The organism is Mycobacterium sp. Root265, from assembly GCF_001428895.1.
GTDB lineage: Bacteria > Actinomycetota > Actinomycetes > Mycobacteriales > Mycobacteriaceae > Mycobacterium.
Genome location: NZ_LMJA01000028.1, coordinates 238,783 through 254,581, shown reverse-complemented (window position 1 = coordinate 254,581; position 15,799 = coordinate 238,783). Strand labels below are relative to the sequence as shown.

The window sequence follows — 15,799 nt, the reverse complement described above, 5'->3', positions numbered from 1 at the left end:
CCACCGTAGACCTGTTGGTTCCGATTCGCCACGTCGCGCGCGGGCGTTGCGGCGGAACTGTCACCATCGTGTGATGGCGGTCAACTTGCGTGGTGTGACAACGGTTCTGCTGGCCGGGACCGGATCCGATGACGACTACGTCTACCGGGCGTTTTCCGGGCCGCTGCACGAACTGGGTGCGATTGTCGTCACACCCGAGCCGGAACCGTCCCGGCTGATCGCCGGCTACCTGGCCGCACTGGATGACGCCGCGCGCAGCGGTGCGCCGATCGCTGTCGGCGGCGTGTCCATCGGGGCCGCGGTGTCCACCGCCTGGGCGCTGCAGCACCCCAGCCGGGCCGTGGCGGTGCTGGCGGCGCTGCCCGCCTGGTCGGGTGCACCCGGCAATGCGCCCGCCGCACTGACAGCCCGTCACTCGGCGCAGCAATTGCGCGAGGAAGGGCTTTCCGCCACCATCGCGGCGATGCAGGCCGGTAGTCCGCCGTGGCTGGCCGCCGAGTTGACCCGCTCCTGGCTGGCCCAGTGGCCCGCGCTACCCGATGCCATGGCCGAGGCCGCCGCCTATGTGGCACCGACAGTCGAGGAACTGACCGCGCTGACGGTGCCGATGGGCCTGGCGGCCGCTGTGGACGATCCCGTCCACCCGGCCGATGTCGCGGTCGAATGGGCCGCCGCGGCCCGGCACGCGTCGCTGCACACGGTGACGCTCGACGAGATGGGCGCCGACCCGTCACGGCTGGGGGCAGCGTGTGTGGCCGCCCTGCTGGAGCTCTAACCGCCGGTGATGGTGCTGCGCATCTGCTGCATCGCCGAACCTTCGGCGCTGCGCCGTGCCGCGGGCTCCGGCGGCACCTGACCCTGCGCCTGGGCTTGGGCTTGCGCCTGCGCCTGTTCGGCGGCGGCGCGCAGCTGGGCGGCCATCGCTTCGGGCAGCTGCACGGTCAGCGGGGTGCGCACCGGCAGCGGCGTGTCACCGCGACGAACCACAGTGTCCGCCAAGGATTCCCGCGCCTCCGCGGCCAGCGCGTCGGCGTTCTCGGGCAGTCCGTTGACCACACAGCGGATCATCCAGCGGTAGCCGTCGACGCCGATGAAGCGGACCACCCCGGGCTGCTGGCCCTCCGGCGCCGAGGTACTGGCCCCTACCACCTCACGGCCCCACGGGCCGTCCTCCACGCGGACCTTGACGCCGTCCTTGCGCAACGAGTCGGCGAGCTCTGCGGCCACCTCGCGCCACAACCCGGCCGATTTCGGGGCCGCGTAGGCCGCGATGGTGAACCGCCCGTTGGGGGTGACGACCCACACCGAGCTGGGCACCCCCTGGTCGGTCAGTTCGACCTGCACCTGGCCGGCCGCCGGCATCGGGACCAGGACGGACCCGAGGTCAAGGCGGGCATGCTTCGCCGACTCCGGGTCGTCGAAATCCTCGATATCGAACGGTCCATCGAAGTCTTCGGCTTCGTCAGTCACGCTGTCGCCTTCTTTCACAAGCTCGAATGTCCGCCGGATGAACCATGCCCACCCGCACCGCGGGTGGTGTCGGCCAGCCCGGCCTCGTCGAAGGATGACACCTCGATGAGCTCCGGCAGCTCGACCCGCTGCACCAGCAGCTGAGCGATGCGATCTCCGCGCCGCACCACGATCGGCTCCTGCGGGTCGAGATTTATCAATGTCACCTTGATCTCGCCACGGTAACCGGCGTCGACGGTGCCGGGCGTGTTGACAATCGAAAGCCCAACGCGGGTCGCCAATCCCGACCGCGGATGGATCAGGCCGACCATCCCGTGCGGGATGGCGACGGCGATCCCCGTCGGAACCAGCGACCGGTGACCGGGCGCCAGTTCCACATCGACGGCGCTGAACAGGTCGACGCCGGCGTCGCCATCGTGGGCCCGGCTGGGCATGGGGAGGTCGGGATCCAATCTCACGACAGCCAGAGAGGTGGGCACGACGGATGAGATTACTCTTGGGCACGTGTCCGACACGCGCGCCATCACCCAAACCGTGCGCTACCGCGAGCGCCTGCGGCTGCCGTGGTGGTTCTGGTTGCCCGGATTGGGGCTCGCGGCCCTGATCGCCGCCGAAGTCAACATGGGCGTGGAGGGCCTGCCGGACTGGGCGCCCTATGCGGTGCTGTTGCCGGTCGCCGCGGCGGCGCTGATGTGGGCGGGCCGCATGGAGATCCGGGTGGTGCAGAGTGGGGATGGGCCCGATGGCGCCGTCGAGCTGTGGGCGGGCCCGGCCCACCTTCCGGTGAGCGTCATCTCACGGTCGGCGGAAGTGCCCAGGTCGGCCAAGTCGGCGGCATTGGGCCGCCAACTCGACCCTGCGGCCTATGTCCTGCACAGGGCGTGGGTCGGTCCGATGGTGCTCATCGTGCTCGATGATCCGGACGACCCCACCCCGTACTGGTTGGTCAGCTGCCGACACCCTGACCGGGTGCTGGCCGCACTGCGCAGCTGACCCCTCGGGTCACGCCGCGCAGTCGGTGCAGACGTACAGCCCGTTCTTCTCACTGGCCAGCCGGCTGCGGTGATGCACCAGGAAGCAGCTGGAGCAGGTGAACTCATCGGCCTGCTTCGGGACGACCCGAACTGACAACTCCTCACCGGACAGATCGGCACCCGGAAGCTCGAAAGATTCCGCGGACTCTGATTCATCGACGTCAACGACGGCCGATTGGGCCTCGTTACGTCGCGCTTTGAGCTCTTCCAGCGAATCCTCGGACACATCGTCTGTCTCGGTTCGCCGTGGAGCGTCGTAGTCGGTAGCCATATTCATCCCCTCCGGTACCGTTTGCAGCACCCTTGCAGCAGTGCTTTGTACCAGCGTCGAACGCCTACACCAAATGATTCGTGCCCGGAATCGGCGTAGATTGACTGTGATTTATATCACAGAGCAAAACCCCTGGTAGGAACGCATGCCCTGGCGTGCCCTTAAGGTGCAGGGGTGGTCGCATCCATCACCGAGGGCACAGCGTTCGACAAACACGGTCGTCCGTTCCGCCGCCGCAACCATGTGCCTGTGCTGTGCCTGTTCCTCGCGCTCGCCTTGGTGAGTGGCGTGGTGTGGGTGATTGCGCTCAATCAGTCCACCGCAGTCCCCGAGGCGGTGGCCTGCAACGCGCCGCCCCCGCCGAGCGGCGATGCCAGCCAGCCGGTGCTCGGCCAGCAGGTCTCCCCCGCCGAAATGGCCGAGGTGATGCCGTCGCGGCTGGCCGACACCCGGGTGCAGGTGCTCAATGCCAGCGGCCAGGGCGGTCAGGCCGCCGAGGTGTCCGGCGCGCTGCGCGATCTGGGCTTCGCCCAGCCCACCGCCGCCAATGACCCCGTGTACGCCAACGGCCGGCTCGAATGCCAGGGCCAGATCCGGTTCGGTGAGACCGGGCGGGCCGCCGCGGCCGCGGTGTGGCTGGTCGCACCCTGCACCGAACTGTTCCTCGACGGCCGCTCCGATGACTCGGTGGACCTCGCCGTGGGTACCGAGTTCAGCGAGTTCAGCCGCAGCGACGACATCGACGCCATGCTGGCGGGTCTGCGTCCGGACGCCACCCAGCCCGCCGATGCGTCGCTGCTGACCAAGATCCACAGCGCCACCTGCTGAGCTACCTGGCGCGCGCCAGCGCCTCGTCGAGCGCGGCCGCCACGCCCGGCGCGGCGGCCACCAGTACGTCCTGCGCGTCACCCGTGGAGGCCGGCAACCGCAGCACGACACCGGCCTCGGAGGCGATCACCGCACCCGCCGCCCAGTCCCACACGTGCACGTCGTCCTCGAAATAGGCGTCCAGGCGCCCGGCGGCCACCATGCACAGGTCCAGGGCGCACGACCCGATCCGGCGGACATCGCGCACCGCGGGCAGCAGCGCCGCCAGCACCGCGGCCTGCCGTCGGCGCTGCTCGGCCTCGTAGGAGAACCCGGTACCCAACAGCGCCAGCGACAGGTCATCGATGGTGTTGCACCGCAACGCGGTCGACACACCCTCGCGGGTCACGCTCGCGCCGTGACCGACCGCGCCCGAATACAGCTCGCCGGTCGCCACGTTGGCCACCGCGCCGGCCACCGAGACGCCATCGATCTGCACACCGACCGAGACCGCGTAGGCCTCGATGCCGTAGACGAAGTTGACCGTCCCGTCGATCGGGTCGATGACCCAGACCGGCTCGCCGGGCGCGGCCACCGCCGAACCGCCCTCCTCCTCGCCCAGGATGTGATCGTCGGGCCGGCGTTCGGCGAGCCGCTCGCGCAGCAGCCGCTCGGTCTCGGTATCGACCACGGTGACCGGATCGGTCGGGGTGCTCTTGGTCTGAATCGAACCTGTCTGCACCGCACCGGTGGCCGGCACCGCGCCGAACACCTCGGCCCGCCTGGTCCGTACGAAAGCCGCCGCCTCGGTGGCCAGTTGTTCTGCCACCGCGCGCAGCGTCTGGGGATCGTTGTCATCCGGCATGGCTACATCGCACCACAAACCGTTAATGTGGTGGCGAATTGCCTTGTCCGCCGCCTGCTTAGGAGCGTTCCAGTGACCGAATCGACCAACACCGGATTCGGCGTCGACGTCGGCGGCAGCGGCATCAAGGGCGGGATCGTCGATCTGGACACCGGCGAACTGGTCGGCGAGCGGTTCAAGCTGGCCACGCCGCAACCGGCCACCCCGGACGCGGTGGCCACCACCGTCGCCGCCGTGGTCCGCGAATTCGGCTGGACCGGCAAACTCGGCGTGACCTACCCGGGTGTGGTGACCAACGGCATCGTGCGGACCGCCGCCAACGTCGACAAGGGCTGGATCGGGACCGACGCGGCCAAGGTCATCAGCGCCGAACTCGGCGGGCAGGAGGTGACGGTGCTCAACGACGCCGACGCCGCCGGCCTGGCCGAGGAACGCTACGGCGCGGGCAAGGACAACACCGGTCTGATCGTGCTTCTGACGTTCGGCACCGGTATCGGATCTGCCGTCATCCACAACGGCGTGCTGCTGCCCAACACCGAGTTCGGTCACCTCGAGGTGGGCGGCAAGGAGGCCGAGCACCGCGCCGCGTCCTCGGTGAAGGAACGCAAGGAGTGGAACTACCAGCGCTGGACCGAGGAGGTCACCAAAGTGCTGGTAGCGGTCGAGAACGCGATCTGGCCGGACCTCTTCATCGCCGGCGGCGGCATCAGCCGCAAGGCCGACCGCTGGATCCCGATGCTGAAGAACCGCGTCCCGGTGGTGCCGGCCGCGCTGCTCAACAGCGCCGGGATCGTGGGCGCCGCGATGGCCGCTCAGGGCATCCACGTCGAACCCTGAACCCGACGAACACGACGCGCGCGCCGAGTCAAATTTGCCGCTCGGCGCGGTACACACCCACACTGTCGTTACAATGGTTGATGGCGGCCGCCTACCGAGATAGCGGCGGATATCCGAGCAGAGATCAAACGCCAATATTCGAGACAGCCGACGACTTTCGGTGACGCCTGCGCGCGCCATCGAATCCGCAAGACCGAGAGGGTGTACGTGGCAGCGACAAAGACCAGCCCGGCAACCGATGAGCTGGTGACGCCCACCGCAACCAAGACGCCTGCGAAGAAGGCGCCCGCCAAGGCCGCTGCAAAGGCGCCTGTGAAGCGGGCCGCCAAGAAAGCTCCCGCCAAGAAGGCCCCGGCCAAGGGTGTTGCGTCCAAGAAGGACGTCTCCGCCGAAGGCGAGGACATCGAAACCACCGACGACATCGAAGTCGAGCCCGGCGACGTCCTCGACGTCGAGGACGTGGAGATCGACGACCTGGAGACCGAGGACGACGCCGAGGAATCGGAAGAGGCCGAAGCCGACGGTGACGAGGCGGAAACCGCGGGCGATGCCAAGGCCAAGCCGGCCAAGGCCGACGAGGAGATCGCCGAGCCGTCCGAAAAGGACAAGGCCTCCGGTGACTTCGTCTGGGACGAAGAGGAATCCGAGGCACTGCGCCAGGCGCGCAAGGATGCCGAGCTCACCGCCTCCGCGGACTCGGTCCGTGCCTATCTGAAGCAGATCGGCAAGGTGGCGCTGCTCAACGCCGAAGAAGAAGTCGAGCTCGCCAAGCGCATCGAGGCCGGGTTGTACGCGACCCAGCTGATGACCGAACTGACCGAGAAGGGCGAGAAGCTGCCCGCGGCCCAGCGCCGCGACATGCAGTGGATCTGCCGCGACGGCGACCGCGCGAAGAACCACCTGCTCGAAGCCAACCTGCGCCTGGTGGTGTCGCTGGCCAAGCGCTACACCGGCCGCGGCATGGCGTTCCTGGACCTCATCCAGGAGGGCAACCTCGGTCTGATCCGCGCGGTCGAGAAGTTCGACTACACCAAGGGCTACAAGTTCTCCACGTACGCCACCTGGTGGATCCGGCAGGCCATCACCCGCGCCATGGCCGACCAGGCCCGCACCATCCGTATCCCGGTGCACATGGTCGAGGTCATCAACAAGCTGGGCCGTATCCAGCGCGAGCTGCTGCAGGACCTGGGTCGCGAGCCCACGCCCGAAGAGCTGGCCAAGGAAATGGACATCACGCCGGAGAAGGTGCTGGAGATCCAGCAGTACGCGCGTGAGCCGATCTCGCTGGACCAGACCATCGGCGACGAGGGCGACAGCCAGCTCGGCGACTTCATCGAGGACTCCGAGGCCGTGGTGGCCGTGGACGCGGTGAGCTTCACCCTGCTGCAGGACCAGCTGCAGTCGGTGCTGGAGACGCTCTCCGAGCGTGAGGCCGGCGTGGTCCGGCTGCGGTTCGGCCTGACCGACGGTCAGCCCCGCACCCTGGACGAGATCGGCCAGGTCTACGGCGTCACCCGTGAGCGCATCCGTCAGATCGAATCCAAGACGATGAGCAAGCTGCGCCACCCGAGCCGCTCCCAGGTTCTGCGCGACTACCTGGACTAGATTCGGTGAGAACAACGAAACGGCCGCAACCAGCATGCTGGGTGCGGCCGTTTCGTGTGGGCGCTCAGTGCGCCGCGTGCTGTTTGGTGCCGTACACCCGTTCCATCATCGCGGTGTCCGTGTGCACCTCGACCCGGGTGGTCTTGCCTGCCTTGATGGTGAAGACGTCCGCGTCGTGCGCCGTGTCCTCGCCCACGCTCACCTCGGTCAATGCCACGACGGTGTCGCCGTCGGCCAACAGCTGATTGAGTTTGACCGACACATTCTTCTCGCCGAGCAGGGCCATGTAGTGGCCGACCTCGCCCTTGCCGTGATAGGTGCCGCTGATGGTGCTGTTGCCGGGCTGCACCCACTCGATGTTGTCATCGAACAACGACATCGTCGTCTCCGCGTCGCCGGTGGAGAACGCTTCGTAACCCTTCTTGATCAGTTCGATGTTGTCCTGCTGCTCAGACATCTGACGCTCCTTTCGAGCCGACCCGATTGCACGAGCCGCATCGAATGTACGCCCGAAAACATGCCTCTGTACAGGCAAAACGAGTCCACTAGTTGCCAAGTGAAGAAGTATTTGCTATAAGCGGCGCACTCAGTGCTTGACGCGGCGTTCGCGAAGCTTGTAGCTCATCGGCCACGATTCGCGGGATTCGTCGCCGGTCAGCGGCACGCCCTGGCTGCCCAGCTTCACGTCGTAGGCCTCCAGATCGGGGCCTGCCTCCCGCTCGGCCCGTTCCCGGGCCAGGTAGTACAGCTGGTCGATCTCGAGTTCCTTGAACGCGACGAAGGTGCTGCGCCGGACGGTGTGCGGGCTGGTGGCCTCGGCCACCATCCGTTCCGTCAGCACCCGACCACCCAGCACCGCCGCGCCGAGCAGGGCGAAGGGCAGCACCCAGTAGCAGATGAACGACAGCGGGGTCTTGGTGTCAAGGATCGTGGCATCGCCCTGCACGATCGGCGGGATCGCCGAGGAGATGGTCATCCCGGCGAACGCGGCGACCCAGATCCAGGTGACCAGGGTGGTGATCTTGCCGAACAGCTCGCTCTTGATCACCTCGGCCGGCTGATCGGCTTCGGCGAACTCGCGCACGAACGGCCTGCCGGCCAGCACGCCGATGAGCGCGACCAGCAGGATGCCCAGGCTGCTCAGTGGCTGGATCCAGCGCTCCATGAACGCCTGGCTGACGGTGAACGTCAGGACCGTCAGCACCGCGAAGGTGGCGATGGCGCCGATCTCCAGTGTCCGGCCCGCGGTGCCGCGGACCCGCCCGATCGCGTAGGAGGCCACCGCGACCGCCAGCGCCACCAGCACCGCGGCGGTGAAGGGCACGTTGCCGACCAGAATCCAGTAGACGATCCACGGCGCGAAGCCGGACAGTATTGCCACAGTGGGTCAGTTTACAAAGTTATCGGCATTTGTTAATCAGCGAATCACCACGGAGCTGGGTTCCCTTGGCGAACCGAGCATTTCGCGGTGCGACGGCGGACGGCGCCCGTCTTCGTCGGTGATCCCATAGCGGGTGGCCAATTCGGCGGCGATCAATGTGTGCCCGCTCAGCGCGGCCAGTTCCGGATCCGCGAACAGCGCATCGATCAGATGCCCGGCGAACTCCGGGGTCTCGGCGTGCTGCGCGGTTGCCGCCAGCGCGTCGGGCTTCCCGGCGAACGCGGAGCGCAGCCGTTCGGTCAGCAGGATGCCCATCCAGATGGACACGCACGCCACGGCGGTATTGCTGAAGTCGACGGCCATATCGGCCGCCATCTTGTCGATCCCGGCCTTCTGGGCGCCGTAGGCGGGGCCGTATGTGAAGTCCTGCAGAAGACTGGACACACCGTGCTAGGGTTGCCTCGACAACCACATAAAGAGCCCCCCACCTGCGCTAACAGATGAGGGGCGATACACGGAGGTACCCGTGCAATGAAGATCCTATCCCCCGTTAGGGTTTCGACCGCTGGCACAGTCGCGGTAGGTGGACTGGCATTCGCTCTCTCGTTCACCGCGCTCTCCGAGCTGGCAGCCGCCAACGGTGTGGCCGACTCACAGGCGTGGATGGTTCCGCTCGTGGTCGACGGAGGCATCATCGTGGCAACCTCTGCGACCGTCGCGTTGCGACGACACTCCTGGTATCCGTGGACCCTGCTCATCCTGGGCAGTGTGGTCTCGGTAGCCGGGAACGTGGCACACGCAGCGCCTCACGGCGCCGTAGGCATGACCCTCGCGGCGATCCCGCCGCTGTGGCTTCTGGCAGCTACTCACCTGACCGTGATGCTGTCCAGGCAGAAGCCGGAAGTGAGGTTTGGCGAGGGGTCTGACCTCACTTCCGTACCTCTCGCTGCTTGAAACCGCCCGGCCGGTAGTAGAATACATAGTGAACCTATGGAGTTTGGAGGCACAAAAAAAGGCCCCCCGAGCCATCCCGAAGGACAGCCCGAGGGGCGATTTGTAGATCAGCGGTGTCGGAGTGACCACCAGACGAACGTCCAGAGCCCGCACCACGCGGTGAGGGCGAGCATCCCACCGGAGAACCCGGTGAACAGGAACGCCAGGCCGAAGAACGCTGTCGGTACGAACGACAGGATCGCCAGCACGACGAAGAACGCGTTGAGCGGTTTAGCTTCTGGGAGAGTCACCCCGGAATCCTATCCCGGCTTGTGGCCTCCGCATCCTCTTAGGCCAGTGCGCCCACCGTAGGAAGTAGACGACCCTCTTGAGCGTGTTCAGAGGTCGCCTCGGATCACGAGGACGTTCTGCTCGACTGTGATGTCGGGGTCACCGAAGTCCTCGTCGTTGGTCGTCCAGACCGCGACACCTACGTCGATGTTCCCGAAGGTGTACTCGAATGCCTGCAGCTCCGAGATGAACTCGGCCAGCTTCATCATGCGACCCACTCAGCGATCGGCTCTTCTCCCCAACGGATGGTGAGCTTGAGGATCTTCCAGCCGTCGACCATGCCGTGCCGCTCACGCCACTGCAGGGCGCTCGGGAGCGTTGCGTAGGTGCGAGGGCCGTGAGGACCGGTCCACAAGCTGTAGCGGTCGGAGAAGTGCTCGTAGACCGCGACGGGGATGTACTGGATCAGCTCCACTACTGGGCACCCTCGATCAGCTCAGCGAGCTTGCAGATCTTGTCGATGATCTCGTCAGGAGTCTCCGAGACGTGGTAGCCCGTAGTCGATTTCGTGCGGACGATGGTCTCCGTCACGCCAGCGTAGAACGCCTCGATCTGGTCGACGTTGATGTAGACAGCGTCCTTGTCGTCGGCGTCGGTCAAGATGATGAATGCGATCTGGTTCATCCGGTTCCCCTCAGGAATGCGATCTCTCGCTCTAGCTCGGTGATCTGCGATTGCAGACCCATGTTCTCCAGAACCGCCTCTGCGGCAACGCCTTCGGCTTGGTCTCTGGCTGTGTCCATCCGCTCCGCTTCATCGACTGCGTCGTGCAGTCGCCGGATCAGATCAGGTAGAGCGCCGTGCATCCCGGCTGCGAAGTCAGCGTCAACCTCGTGGTTGAACGAGCCGATCCACTTCCGTTCGGACCCTTTCTCGTGGCCCTCGGAGAACACCTGCCACTGCAGGTGCTCGTCGGGGTCAAAGCCGACTCCCCAGTAGGCATCCTTGGCATCCGTGGTCAGAGCGAACTGCTGGTAGAGGATGTCGAAGAACTGGTGGTCGTCTGTGCCCTCAGGCCCATCGGGTGTCGGCATGTGCTTCCTCCCTCTCCTTGAAGATGACGTGGTAAAGCGCAGACCTCATCTTCTGAGTGATCTGCTCGACCAGGTAAGCGATGTCGTTGTCTGTAGCCTGCTCGTCCAGCTCGTAGCCGTACGAGATCTTGTGGCTCCCCACCGAGATCTCAGCCATGTGAAGTCGGTTCGGGCTCAACCGCATTGACTCAGGCACGCGGTACCACGTACGGAATGAGGCTGGCCACGAAGCGTAGGAACGGGAGTTCCTTCGGGGCGCCGGGAGGCTTCATCGCCTCCGGGATGGTGAAGACCTCGATCGCCCCACCTACCGGACCTTCCTCGATCGTGCCGAGCTTGCCCAGCTCGTAGATCGCCTTGCCCATGAGAGCTTCGGTCAGACCGTCTGGCGCCGGAAGCGCGACAGCGGCTTTCACTTGGCCACCGGAGGAGTCCAGCCCAGCTCGGTCAGAGCCTGGCTCGCGTACTTGCGGAACTCAGCCGGGTTCGGCTGGCTGCCTGAGCTGCGAGAGAACGGGCTGTGATCCTTATTGATACGCCCTTCGACGGCCAGGAGCTTGATCCGAGCGACCAGCTTGTCGACGTGCAGGTCGAGGATCTTCCGGCTGTCCAGTGCGGAGGCTCGCAGCTCCCAGGACTGAGCTGCAGCAGACAGGTGGATGCCGCCTGCGGTGTTGGCGACCTTCGCCGCGATCCGCAGCTCGTCGGCGGTGATCTTCTCGAAAGTGGTGATTGTCAACGTAGTTTCCTTGCGTATTGGAGTTCGATCTGGGATAGGTGGAGCCATTCGACGCGGCCCAGCTTGAGCTGAGTACAGAAGACGAAGTCGCCCTCTGAGTTGTGAACCGCCCAGTAGTTCCCTTGGTAAAGGCATCGAGAGCCTTCAAATTCGACTGGCAGCATCAGGTTCCGTCGTAGTAGTCGGGGTAGTCGTCATCGAATACGTGGCGCTCATACTCGATCTCGTCGATCTTTCGTTCACAGGTGAAGCAGTCGTCCCCCATGCAGTAGTGGTCAGACATTGCCGCACTCCTCTCCGCAGTAGCAGAGTTCTGTCCCGTTGGATCTGTAGGGCTCGCGCCCCATCTGCTCGTCTATGTCGCGCCTCGCTCGGCGCTTCTCAGCAGCCCGGTTATCAACCAGGCAGCATCCTCGTGAGCAGTTCCGGCGCAGCATGTCTGCCATTTAGTACTCCGCTCCGTACAGCGATCCCCAGGACCGCTTCCCAACTTCGGGGTCGGTGCCGATCAGCACCGGACCCATCTGCTCTTGCATGAGCCGGCCGATCTCCTCAGCACCCCACTGCGCCTTCTCAGCGGGCAGTGAAGCCACGATCTCGTCGTGGATGGTGAGTCGTATGTACGGGGTGAATCCGGCCTTGTGGAGGCGAACCAGAGCCCTGCAGGTCACGTCCCGAGCCGTCGACTGGATGTCGTAGTTCAGCGCGGAGTAGGTCCGTGACGAGTCCACCGGCAACCGCCGACCGGACTCCGTGATGATGTAGCCGTCCCGGCGTGCGTTCATCGCCAGCTTCCGGCTGAACCTGTCGACTCCTGGGTAGGTCTTGGAGAACGCGTCCAGCACTGTCTTCGCCAGCTTCACGTCGATCTCAGCCTGCTCAGCTAACGTGTCCTTGCCGCCACCGAACACCTTCAGGAAGTTCGTCATCTTGCCGACCTTTCGAGCCACACCCGCTGCGTCAGCAGTGATCTGGTGAAGGTCCGCGTTGTTCCTGAAAGCCTCGATCATCGTCTGATCCCCGGAGCGTGCAGCGAGCACGCGCAGCTCCTGGGTCTTGTAGTCGATGGAGCCGATGAGATGACCGGGGTCTGCGATGAAGCAGCGGCGCACCGTGGAGTCGGTGGCCGGAAGAGTCTGAGCGGGGATCCCAACCACCGACATGCGCGAGGTCCGCGCCTGCAGAGGGTTGGTGAACGGGTGGCACCGATCGTCGGAGTCCCTGACAGCCAGGAACTTCGCCACCCAGGTCTTGTTCCACTTCTTCAGCTTCTTCGCCTCTTGGATGATCGCCGCCAGCTCGTTGCCGCCGTCGCTCAGCGCCTGGAGCATCGCGTCGTTGACCTGACGCTTGCCGGTATCGGTACGGCCGAGGATCTTGACGCCCATCTCCTCCAGAGCATCAGCAGCCTGCTCTGTCGAGTTGACCATCTCCAGCCCGTACTCCGTGAAAGCGATTGCCTCCCAGACCTCCATCTCGCCGAGCCATCTGTCGGACAGCTCTTGGGAGTAGGGCACGTCCATCAGGAAGCCCTGACGGTCGACGTAGCTGCAGATCGCTGCTAGCTCGTGCTCGAACCCGATCAGCTCACGAGACACAGCAGGTACCAGCGGCGCCAGCTTGCTGCAGATCCGTGCGGTGAAGACGGTGTCCATCCCCGCGTAGGTCAGGTACTCCTCGTGGAACAGATCAACGACGGCCCAGATCTTGTCCTTGGTCGTCTTGTATTCCTTGGCGATCTTCACCATCAGGCCCTTGACGTTCTTGGCCTGCTCCTTCGAGATGAACTGTGCGATCAGCTCTTCCAGCGAGTGACCGAACCCACCGGCCTCGAAAGGCCGAGGGTCGATCAGCTTGGCCAGGATCTGAGTGTCGGTGACCTTGGGCCACAGATCCTCCATCTTGAGACCGAAGCACCGGTCGAGCACCTGCAGGTCGTAGCTGGCGTTCTGGAAGACCAGACGGTCGAGCGCGTTGATCGCGTCGATCGCCTCCTGAACAACCTCCTGGTCGAGTTCAACTGGCAGCACCCATGATTCGGACTGAGTGCCGAACTGGACAAGACGGCACCGGAAGGTGTCGCTGTAGATGTCCAGCCCGGTCGTCTCAGTGTCAACCGCTAGGCAGTTCGTGTGAGCCTTGATGAAGTCGCGGAAGGCGGGCAGATCGTCTGAACACTCGACCACGTTGATGGTGACAAGGTCGCCATCGACCTCATGCTGTAGCTCAATCACGTTCTCTCCTATCGATTAATTGACCTCTAGGTCTGGGTGTACGTAGGTGACCTGCAGGCTGCTACCTCCGTGGTCGACGCTGACGTGAGCGCCGTTAGGCAACTTCTCCAGAGCCGCGTACAGGTCGCGGACCTTGGTGCCGGGGTCGGTGTTGCCCAGCTCCCGTCCGAACGGATGGAGGATCGGAATCGTCCATCGTTCAACGTGTGGGATCTTCATCGAGTCATCACCAATCCCTTGGGGAGGTCGTTGTTCTCCAGCAGCACCTTGAAATTGCCCTTGAGCCGGGGCACGTAGACGATGACGCCCTCGGGCTTCATGAACCCCGGAACGGCTCGAGAGCCGATCTCACGAAGGTTGTCCACCACGCGGGCGATCTCGTTGGTGTCGAGCTGGCGCTGCGACAGCAGAGGTACGATGTCCAGCTTCGGCGTGACGAACTCGTCAGCCTTCGCAGCCCAGCGACCGGTGTTGAACAGGCTGAATCGCTTGTCCCCGTTCGGAAGTCCGTAACCGTGCTGGATACCGCTCCCCCACCATTCGCCGTAGTGATGGCCGGGGCCGAGGTCATCGACCAGGGCCTCGTGGTTCTCGGAGACCCACTTGGCGAAGCCGTAGTTGTCATCCTCCGGGGTGATCAGCCGGTTCCGGGACTGAGCCCCGATGTTGCCATCCTCGGTGATGATGACCGCAGCGTTGGTGCCGTCGAGCTTCTCGGTGATGATCATCCCGGCGCCCGACAGGCGCGGGGTCTTGGGCCAGGAGATGAACTCGATCGACATCAGTTGAGTCCCAGCTCGATCATGAAGTCCTCGGTGTGTTTCAGCGCAGACTCGATGAACTCGTCTACGACCTTTGGAACTTCGTCCCCGAACGCCTTATTGGCGGCGGCGAATCCGTACAACGTGGCAGCCGCTGCAATAGCAGAGCCTTCGAGAACCGTCGCCTCGAAAAGATCCCGATCGACAGCCATCAGTTGTAGAACCCCCGGACGGTGCGAGAGATGGTGGACGGATTGACCCCGTAGTTGCGGGCCAGATCCACCTGCTTCATGCCGCCCTGAAAGGCAGCCTTGATGTCCTTGGCCTCCTGGTCCGACAGCTTCGGACGGTTCGGCCGCTTCGGGCCGCGACGGGTGTCTCCGTAGACGAACGCCTCGCCGAATACACGAGTCGCAGTACTCAGCCGACCTTGCAGGTCGAGGATGAGCTGCGCCTGAGACACCTGGTGGCTCACCAGATCACGGTTCTTCGCCAACAGCTTGGCGTTCTCGTCGAGGACGATCTCGATTCCCCGCTTGAGGACATCTGCGCTGGCGCTGATGGTTTCGGTTTCAGTGCTCATTGTTGCTCTCCTGCAGGTAGGTGTTGAACTCGTCTTCGTCCAGCTCGTAGAAGCCAATGACGAAGTCCCAGTTGTAGGTTCGGGAGGTACCGTCTTCCCGGTGGATGATGAGGACACCCTCTTGGGTGTCGAGGATCGGCTGACCGGCCAGGATGATCCCGTGGTCGTTGCCGTCGATATGGATGACCGTTGCTTTGGTCATGTGCTCTCCGCTCAGAGATAGGTTGGGGAGATTGAGGCCAAGCGGCACTGTCGCTGGCTTAGCCGGTCACTGGTTCCGGTACCTCAATCTTGGTGGGTGTCAAGCTGGCGTGCTGATTAACGCGCCGGGTACTGCGCCTTGCACTGCTGGTCGCGAGGTGCGATGCAGGAGAACAGCTTGTAGGCATTCCCCTTGGTCGAGACACCGGACTTGTAGACCATCTCGCCGTGATCGCAGTACTTCTTCTCACCGTTCGGTGCTTCCTGAGCACCCTGCGGAGCGCGAGACTGACCTCCACCGCCGCCTGCGGCAGCAGCGGGCTTGGCCGGCTTACCGACACTGGTCAGCTCAGCGAACTTCGCCGAAGCCTGAGCAGTGACCTGGAAGACCTCGACCAGGCGACCCTTCCGGGCCGCGTCGGACAGGCGAGCGTGAGCCACGTCGATGGACGGGAAGTCCAGCGTGATCCACGGATCGTCATAACCACCACCGGACTTCATGGTGATGCGGACCTGCTCACCGCCATTGCCATCCGGGACAGCGACCGGCGCCGAAGCGGCGACCGGAGCAGGAGCCGGGGTGGGCTCAGGAGCTGGCGGCGGCGGGGGAGGCGGCGGCGGTGCCGGTGCAGGCTCCGGGGCAGCAGCAGGTGCAGTGGCGAAGGGGTCTTCGAAGGGAGCTGACAATGTAGT

General features: G+C 64.7%; 27 protein-coding genes and 1 pseudogene. 6 read left to right on the top strand and 22 right to left on the bottom strand.

Annotated features, from left to right (window positions below; translation table 11 throughout):
• Window positions 1–73: 73 nt before the first annotated feature.
• The gene (locus tag ASE48_RS20025) at window positions 74–775 is read left to right on the top strand and encodes an alpha/beta hydrolase (protein WP_057168878.1); all 702 of its coding nucleotides are present in this window, start codon (window positions 74–76) and stop codon (window positions 773–775) included.
• On the opposite strand, the gene ASE48_RS20020 is transcribed toward ASE48_RS20025, so the two are convergent.
• Window positions 772–1,509 carry a DUF3710 domain-containing protein gene (locus ASE48_RS20020; RefSeq protein ID WP_057169016.1) on the bottom strand — a complete coding sequence of 246 codons (738 nt, stop codon included), beginning with the start codon at window positions 1,507–1,509 and terminating at the stop codon, window positions 772–774. The two genes, ASE48_RS20025 and ASE48_RS20020, sit on opposite strands and share 4 nt — an antisense overlap.
• Complete coding sequence (gene dut, locus ASE48_RS20015; protein ID WP_057168877.1) at window positions 1,485–1,949, bottom strand: dUTP diphosphatase; 465 nt, start codon at window positions 1,947–1,949, stop codon at window positions 1,485–1,487. The genes ASE48_RS20020 and dut overlap by 25 nt, the downstream gene beginning before the upstream one ends.
• A 25-nt stretch (window positions 1,950–1,974) precedes the next feature.
• Between dut and ASE48_RS20010 the strand changes: the two genes are divergently transcribed.
• On the top strand, window positions 1,975–2,463 hold the full coding sequence (locus tag ASE48_RS20010) for a DUF3093 domain-containing protein (RefSeq protein WP_057168876.1): 489 nt from the start codon (window positions 1,975–1,977) through the stop codon (window positions 2,461–2,463).
• 9 nt (window positions 2,464–2,472) lie between these two features.
• On the opposite strand, the gene ASE48_RS20005 is transcribed toward ASE48_RS20010, so the two are convergent.
• Window positions 2,473–2,775, bottom strand: coding sequence for a DUF4193 domain-containing protein (locus ASE48_RS20005; protein ID WP_057169015.1), 303 nt, complete (start codon window positions 2,773–2,775; stop codon window positions 2,473–2,475).
• A 174-nt stretch (window positions 2,776–2,949) separates the two neighbouring features.
• On the opposite strand from ASE48_RS20005, the gene cei reads away from it, so the two are divergent.
• A complete protein-coding gene (gene cei, locus ASE48_RS20000) occupies window positions 2,950–3,603 on the top strand; it encodes an envelope integrity protein Cei (protein WP_057168875.1) in 654 nt (217 codons plus the stop codon).
• A gap of 1 nt (window position 3,604) precedes the next feature.
• Here the strand turns inward: cei and ASE48_RS19995 are convergent, their stop codons facing one another.
• Entirely contained in the window at window positions 3,605–4,447 is an 843-nt protein-coding gene (locus tag ASE48_RS19995) for an inositol monophosphatase family protein (RefSeq protein ID WP_057168874.1), read from the bottom strand.
• 54 nt (window positions 4,448–4,501) lie between these two features.
• Between ASE48_RS19995 and ppgK the strand changes: the two genes are divergently transcribed.
• The gene (gene ppgK, locus ASE48_RS19990) at window positions 4,502–5,284 is read left to right on the top strand and encodes a polyphosphate--glucose phosphotransferase (protein WP_057169014.1); all 783 of its coding nucleotides are present in this window, start codon (window positions 4,502–4,504) and stop codon (window positions 5,282–5,284) included.
• A 207-nt stretch (window positions 5,285–5,491) separates the two neighbouring features.
• Window positions 5,492–6,889, top strand: a complete 1,398-nt coding sequence (locus tag ASE48_RS19985) for an RNA polymerase sigma factor (protein ID WP_057169013.1) — start codon at window positions 5,492–5,494, stop codon at window positions 6,887–6,889.
• Between the two features lie 64 nt (window positions 6,890–6,953).
• Here the strand turns inward: ASE48_RS19985 and ASE48_RS19980 are convergent, their stop codons facing one another.
• The 3 genes and pseudogenes from ASE48_RS19980 to ASE48_RS19970 form a co-directional block, all read right to left on the bottom strand.
• Complete coding sequence (locus ASE48_RS19980) at window positions 6,954–7,346, bottom strand: nuclear transport factor 2 family protein (protein WP_057168873.1); 393 nt, start codon at window positions 7,344–7,346, stop codon at window positions 6,954–6,956.
• A 129-nt stretch (window positions 7,347–7,475) separates the two neighbouring features.
• Window positions 7,476–8,270 (bottom strand): hypothetical protein, encoded by a 795-nt coding sequence (locus ASE48_RS19975; RefSeq protein ID WP_057168872.1) that lies wholly within the window; start codon window positions 8,268–8,270, stop codon window positions 7,476–7,478.
• Between the two features lie 36 nt (window positions 8,271–8,306).
• Window positions 8,307–8,693 (bottom strand): annotated as a pseudogene (locus tag ASE48_RS19970) (short-chain dehydrogenase); the annotation flags it as partial.
• Between the two features lie 108 nt (window positions 8,694–8,801).
• On the opposite strand from ASE48_RS19970, the gene ASE48_RS19965 reads away from it, so the two are divergent.
• On the top strand, window positions 8,802–9,224 hold the full coding sequence (locus ASE48_RS19965) for a DUF2637 domain-containing protein (RefSeq protein WP_057168871.1): 423 nt from the start codon (window positions 8,802–8,804) through the stop codon (window positions 9,222–9,224).
• Between the two features lie 107 nt (window positions 9,225–9,331).
• On the opposite strand, the gene ASE48_RS32805 is transcribed toward ASE48_RS19965, so the two are convergent.
• The 15 genes from ASE48_RS32805 to ASE48_RS19900 all read right to left on the bottom strand — a co-directional run bounded on the left by ASE48_RS32805 (window position 9,332) and on the right by ASE48_RS19900 (window position 15,793).
• The gene (locus ASE48_RS32805; RefSeq protein WP_156409293.1) at window positions 9,332–9,514 is read right to left on the bottom strand and encodes a hypothetical protein; all 183 of its coding nucleotides are present in this window, start codon (window positions 9,512–9,514) and stop codon (window positions 9,332–9,334) included.
• Window positions 9,515–9,601: 87 nt separating this feature from the next.
• Window positions 9,602–9,763 (bottom strand): hypothetical protein, encoded by a 162-nt coding sequence (locus ASE48_RS32800; protein ID WP_156409292.1) that lies wholly within the window; start codon window positions 9,761–9,763, stop codon window positions 9,602–9,604.
• Window positions 9,760–9,969 carry a hypothetical protein gene (locus ASE48_RS19960; RefSeq protein WP_057168870.1) on the bottom strand — a complete coding sequence of 70 codons (210 nt, stop codon included), beginning with the start codon at window positions 9,967–9,969 and terminating at the stop codon, window positions 9,760–9,762. Before ASE48_RS19960 ends, ASE48_RS32800 begins: the two co-directional genes overlap by 4 nt.
• Window positions 9,969–10,178: a hypothetical protein gene (locus ASE48_RS19955; RefSeq protein ID WP_057168869.1), complete on the bottom strand. Its 210-nt coding sequence runs from the start codon at window positions 10,176–10,178 to the stop codon at window positions 9,969–9,971. Before ASE48_RS19955 ends, ASE48_RS19960 begins: the two co-directional genes overlap by 1 nt.
• Window positions 10,175–10,588 (bottom strand): hypothetical protein, encoded by a 414-nt coding sequence (locus ASE48_RS19950; protein WP_057168868.1) that lies wholly within the window; start codon window positions 10,586–10,588, stop codon window positions 10,175–10,177. The genes ASE48_RS19955 and ASE48_RS19950 overlap by 4 nt, the downstream gene beginning before the upstream one ends.
• Window positions 10,566–10,745 carry a hypothetical protein gene (locus ASE48_RS19945; RefSeq protein WP_057168867.1) on the bottom strand — a complete coding sequence of 60 codons (180 nt, stop codon included), beginning with the start codon at window positions 10,743–10,745 and terminating at the stop codon, window positions 10,566–10,568. Before ASE48_RS19945 ends, ASE48_RS19950 begins: the two co-directional genes overlap by 23 nt.
• A 31-nt stretch (window positions 10,746–10,776) precedes the next feature.
• Window positions 10,777–11,004 (bottom strand): hypothetical protein, encoded by a 228-nt coding sequence (locus tag ASE48_RS19940; protein WP_057168866.1) that lies wholly within the window; start codon window positions 11,002–11,004, stop codon window positions 10,777–10,779.
• Complete coding sequence (locus tag ASE48_RS19935) at window positions 11,001–11,327, bottom strand: hypothetical protein (RefSeq protein ID WP_057168865.1); 327 nt, start codon at window positions 11,325–11,327, stop codon at window positions 11,001–11,003. Before ASE48_RS19935 ends, ASE48_RS19940 begins: the two co-directional genes overlap by 4 nt.
• A 446-nt stretch (window positions 11,328–11,773) precedes the next feature.
• Entirely contained in the window at window positions 11,774–13,561 is a 1,788-nt protein-coding gene (locus tag ASE48_RS19930; RefSeq protein ID WP_057168864.1) for a DNA polymerase, read from the bottom strand.
• 15 nt (window positions 13,562–13,576) lie between these two features.
• Window positions 13,577–13,780, bottom strand: coding sequence for a hypothetical protein (locus ASE48_RS19925; RefSeq protein ID WP_082614301.1), 204 nt, complete (start codon window positions 13,778–13,780; stop codon window positions 13,577–13,579).
• A complete protein-coding gene (locus ASE48_RS19920; protein ID WP_057168863.1) occupies window positions 13,777–14,343 on the bottom strand; it encodes an RNA ligase family protein in 567 nt (188 codons plus the stop codon). The genes ASE48_RS19925 and ASE48_RS19920 overlap by 4 nt, the downstream gene beginning before the upstream one ends.
• Entirely contained in the window at window positions 14,343–14,534 is a 192-nt protein-coding gene (locus tag ASE48_RS19915) for a hypothetical protein (protein ID WP_057168862.1), read from the bottom strand. The genes ASE48_RS19920 and ASE48_RS19915 overlap by 1 nt, the downstream gene beginning before the upstream one ends.
• The gene (locus ASE48_RS19910) at window positions 14,534–14,905 is read right to left on the bottom strand and encodes a hypothetical protein (RefSeq protein ID WP_057168861.1); all 372 of its coding nucleotides are present in this window, start codon (window positions 14,903–14,905) and stop codon (window positions 14,534–14,536) included. Before ASE48_RS19910 ends, ASE48_RS19915 begins: the two co-directional genes overlap by 1 nt.
• Window positions 14,895–15,107, bottom strand: coding sequence for a hypothetical protein (locus tag ASE48_RS19905; protein ID WP_057168860.1), 213 nt, complete (start codon window positions 15,105–15,107; stop codon window positions 14,895–14,897). Before ASE48_RS19905 ends, ASE48_RS19910 begins: the two co-directional genes overlap by 11 nt.
• A 116-nt stretch (window positions 15,108–15,223) precedes the next feature.
• The gene (locus ASE48_RS19900) at window positions 15,224–15,793 is read right to left on the bottom strand and encodes a hypothetical protein (protein WP_057169012.1); all 570 of its coding nucleotides are present in this window, start codon (window positions 15,791–15,793) and stop codon (window positions 15,224–15,226) included.
• Between the last annotated feature and the right edge of the window lie 6 nt (window positions 15,794–15,799).

Excerpts from the sequence above, each read along its gene's own strand:
- ASE48_RS19950 (WP_057168868.1), bottom strand. The coding sequence starts at position 10,588 with ATGCCGACACCCGATGGGCCTGAGGGCACAGACGACCACCAGTTCTTC.
- ASE48_RS19910 (WP_057168861.1), bottom strand. The coding sequence starts at position 14,905 with ATGAGCACTGAAACCGAAACCATCAGCGCCAGCGCAGATGTCCTCAAG.
- ASE48_RS19980 (WP_057168873.1), bottom strand. The coding sequence starts at position 7,346 with ATGTCTGAGCAGCAGGACAACATCGAACTGATCAAGAAGGGTTACGAA.
- ASE48_RS19995 (WP_057168874.1), bottom strand. The coding sequence starts at position 4,447 with ATGCCGGATGACAACGATCCCCAGACGCTGCGCGCGGTGGCAGAACAA.
- ASE48_RS19920 (WP_057168863.1), bottom strand. The coding sequence starts at position 14,343 with ATGTCGATCGAGTTCATCTCCTGGCCCAAGACCCCGCGCCTGTCGGGC.
- ASE48_RS19915 (WP_057168862.1), bottom strand. The coding sequence starts at position 14,534 with ATGGCTGTCGATCGGGATCTTTTCGAGGCGACGGTTCTCGAAGGCTCT.
- ASE48_RS19925 (WP_082614301.1), bottom strand. The coding sequence starts at position 13,780 with ATGAAGATCCCACACGTTGAACGATGGACGATTCCGATCCTCCATCCG.
- ASE48_RS19965 (WP_057168871.1), top strand. The coding sequence starts at position 8,802 with ATGAAGATCCTATCCCCCGTTAGGGTTTCGACCGCTGGCACAGTCGCG.
- ASE48_RS19945 (WP_057168867.1), bottom strand. The coding sequence starts at position 10,745 with ATGGCTGAGATCTCGGTGGGGAGCCACAAGATCTCGTACGGCTACGAG.
- ASE48_RS19905 (WP_057168860.1), bottom strand. The coding sequence starts at position 15,107 with ATGACCAAAGCAACGGTCATCCATATCGACGGCAACGACCACGGGATC.
- ASE48_RS20025 (WP_057168878.1), top strand. The coding sequence starts at position 74 with ATGGCGGTCAACTTGCGTGGTGTGACAACGGTTCTGCTGGCCGGGACC.
- ASE48_RS20005 (WP_057169015.1), bottom strand. The coding sequence starts at position 2,775 with ATGGCTACCGACTACGACGCTCCACGGCGAACCGAGACAGACGATGTG.
- ASE48_RS32800 (WP_156409292.1), bottom strand. The coding sequence starts at position 9,763 with ATGATGAAGCTGGCCGAGTTCATCTCGGAGCTGCAGGCATTCGAGTAC.
- ASE48_RS19955 (WP_057168869.1), bottom strand. The coding sequence starts at position 10,178 with ATGAACCAGATCGCATTCATCATCTTGACCGACGCCGACGACAAGGAC.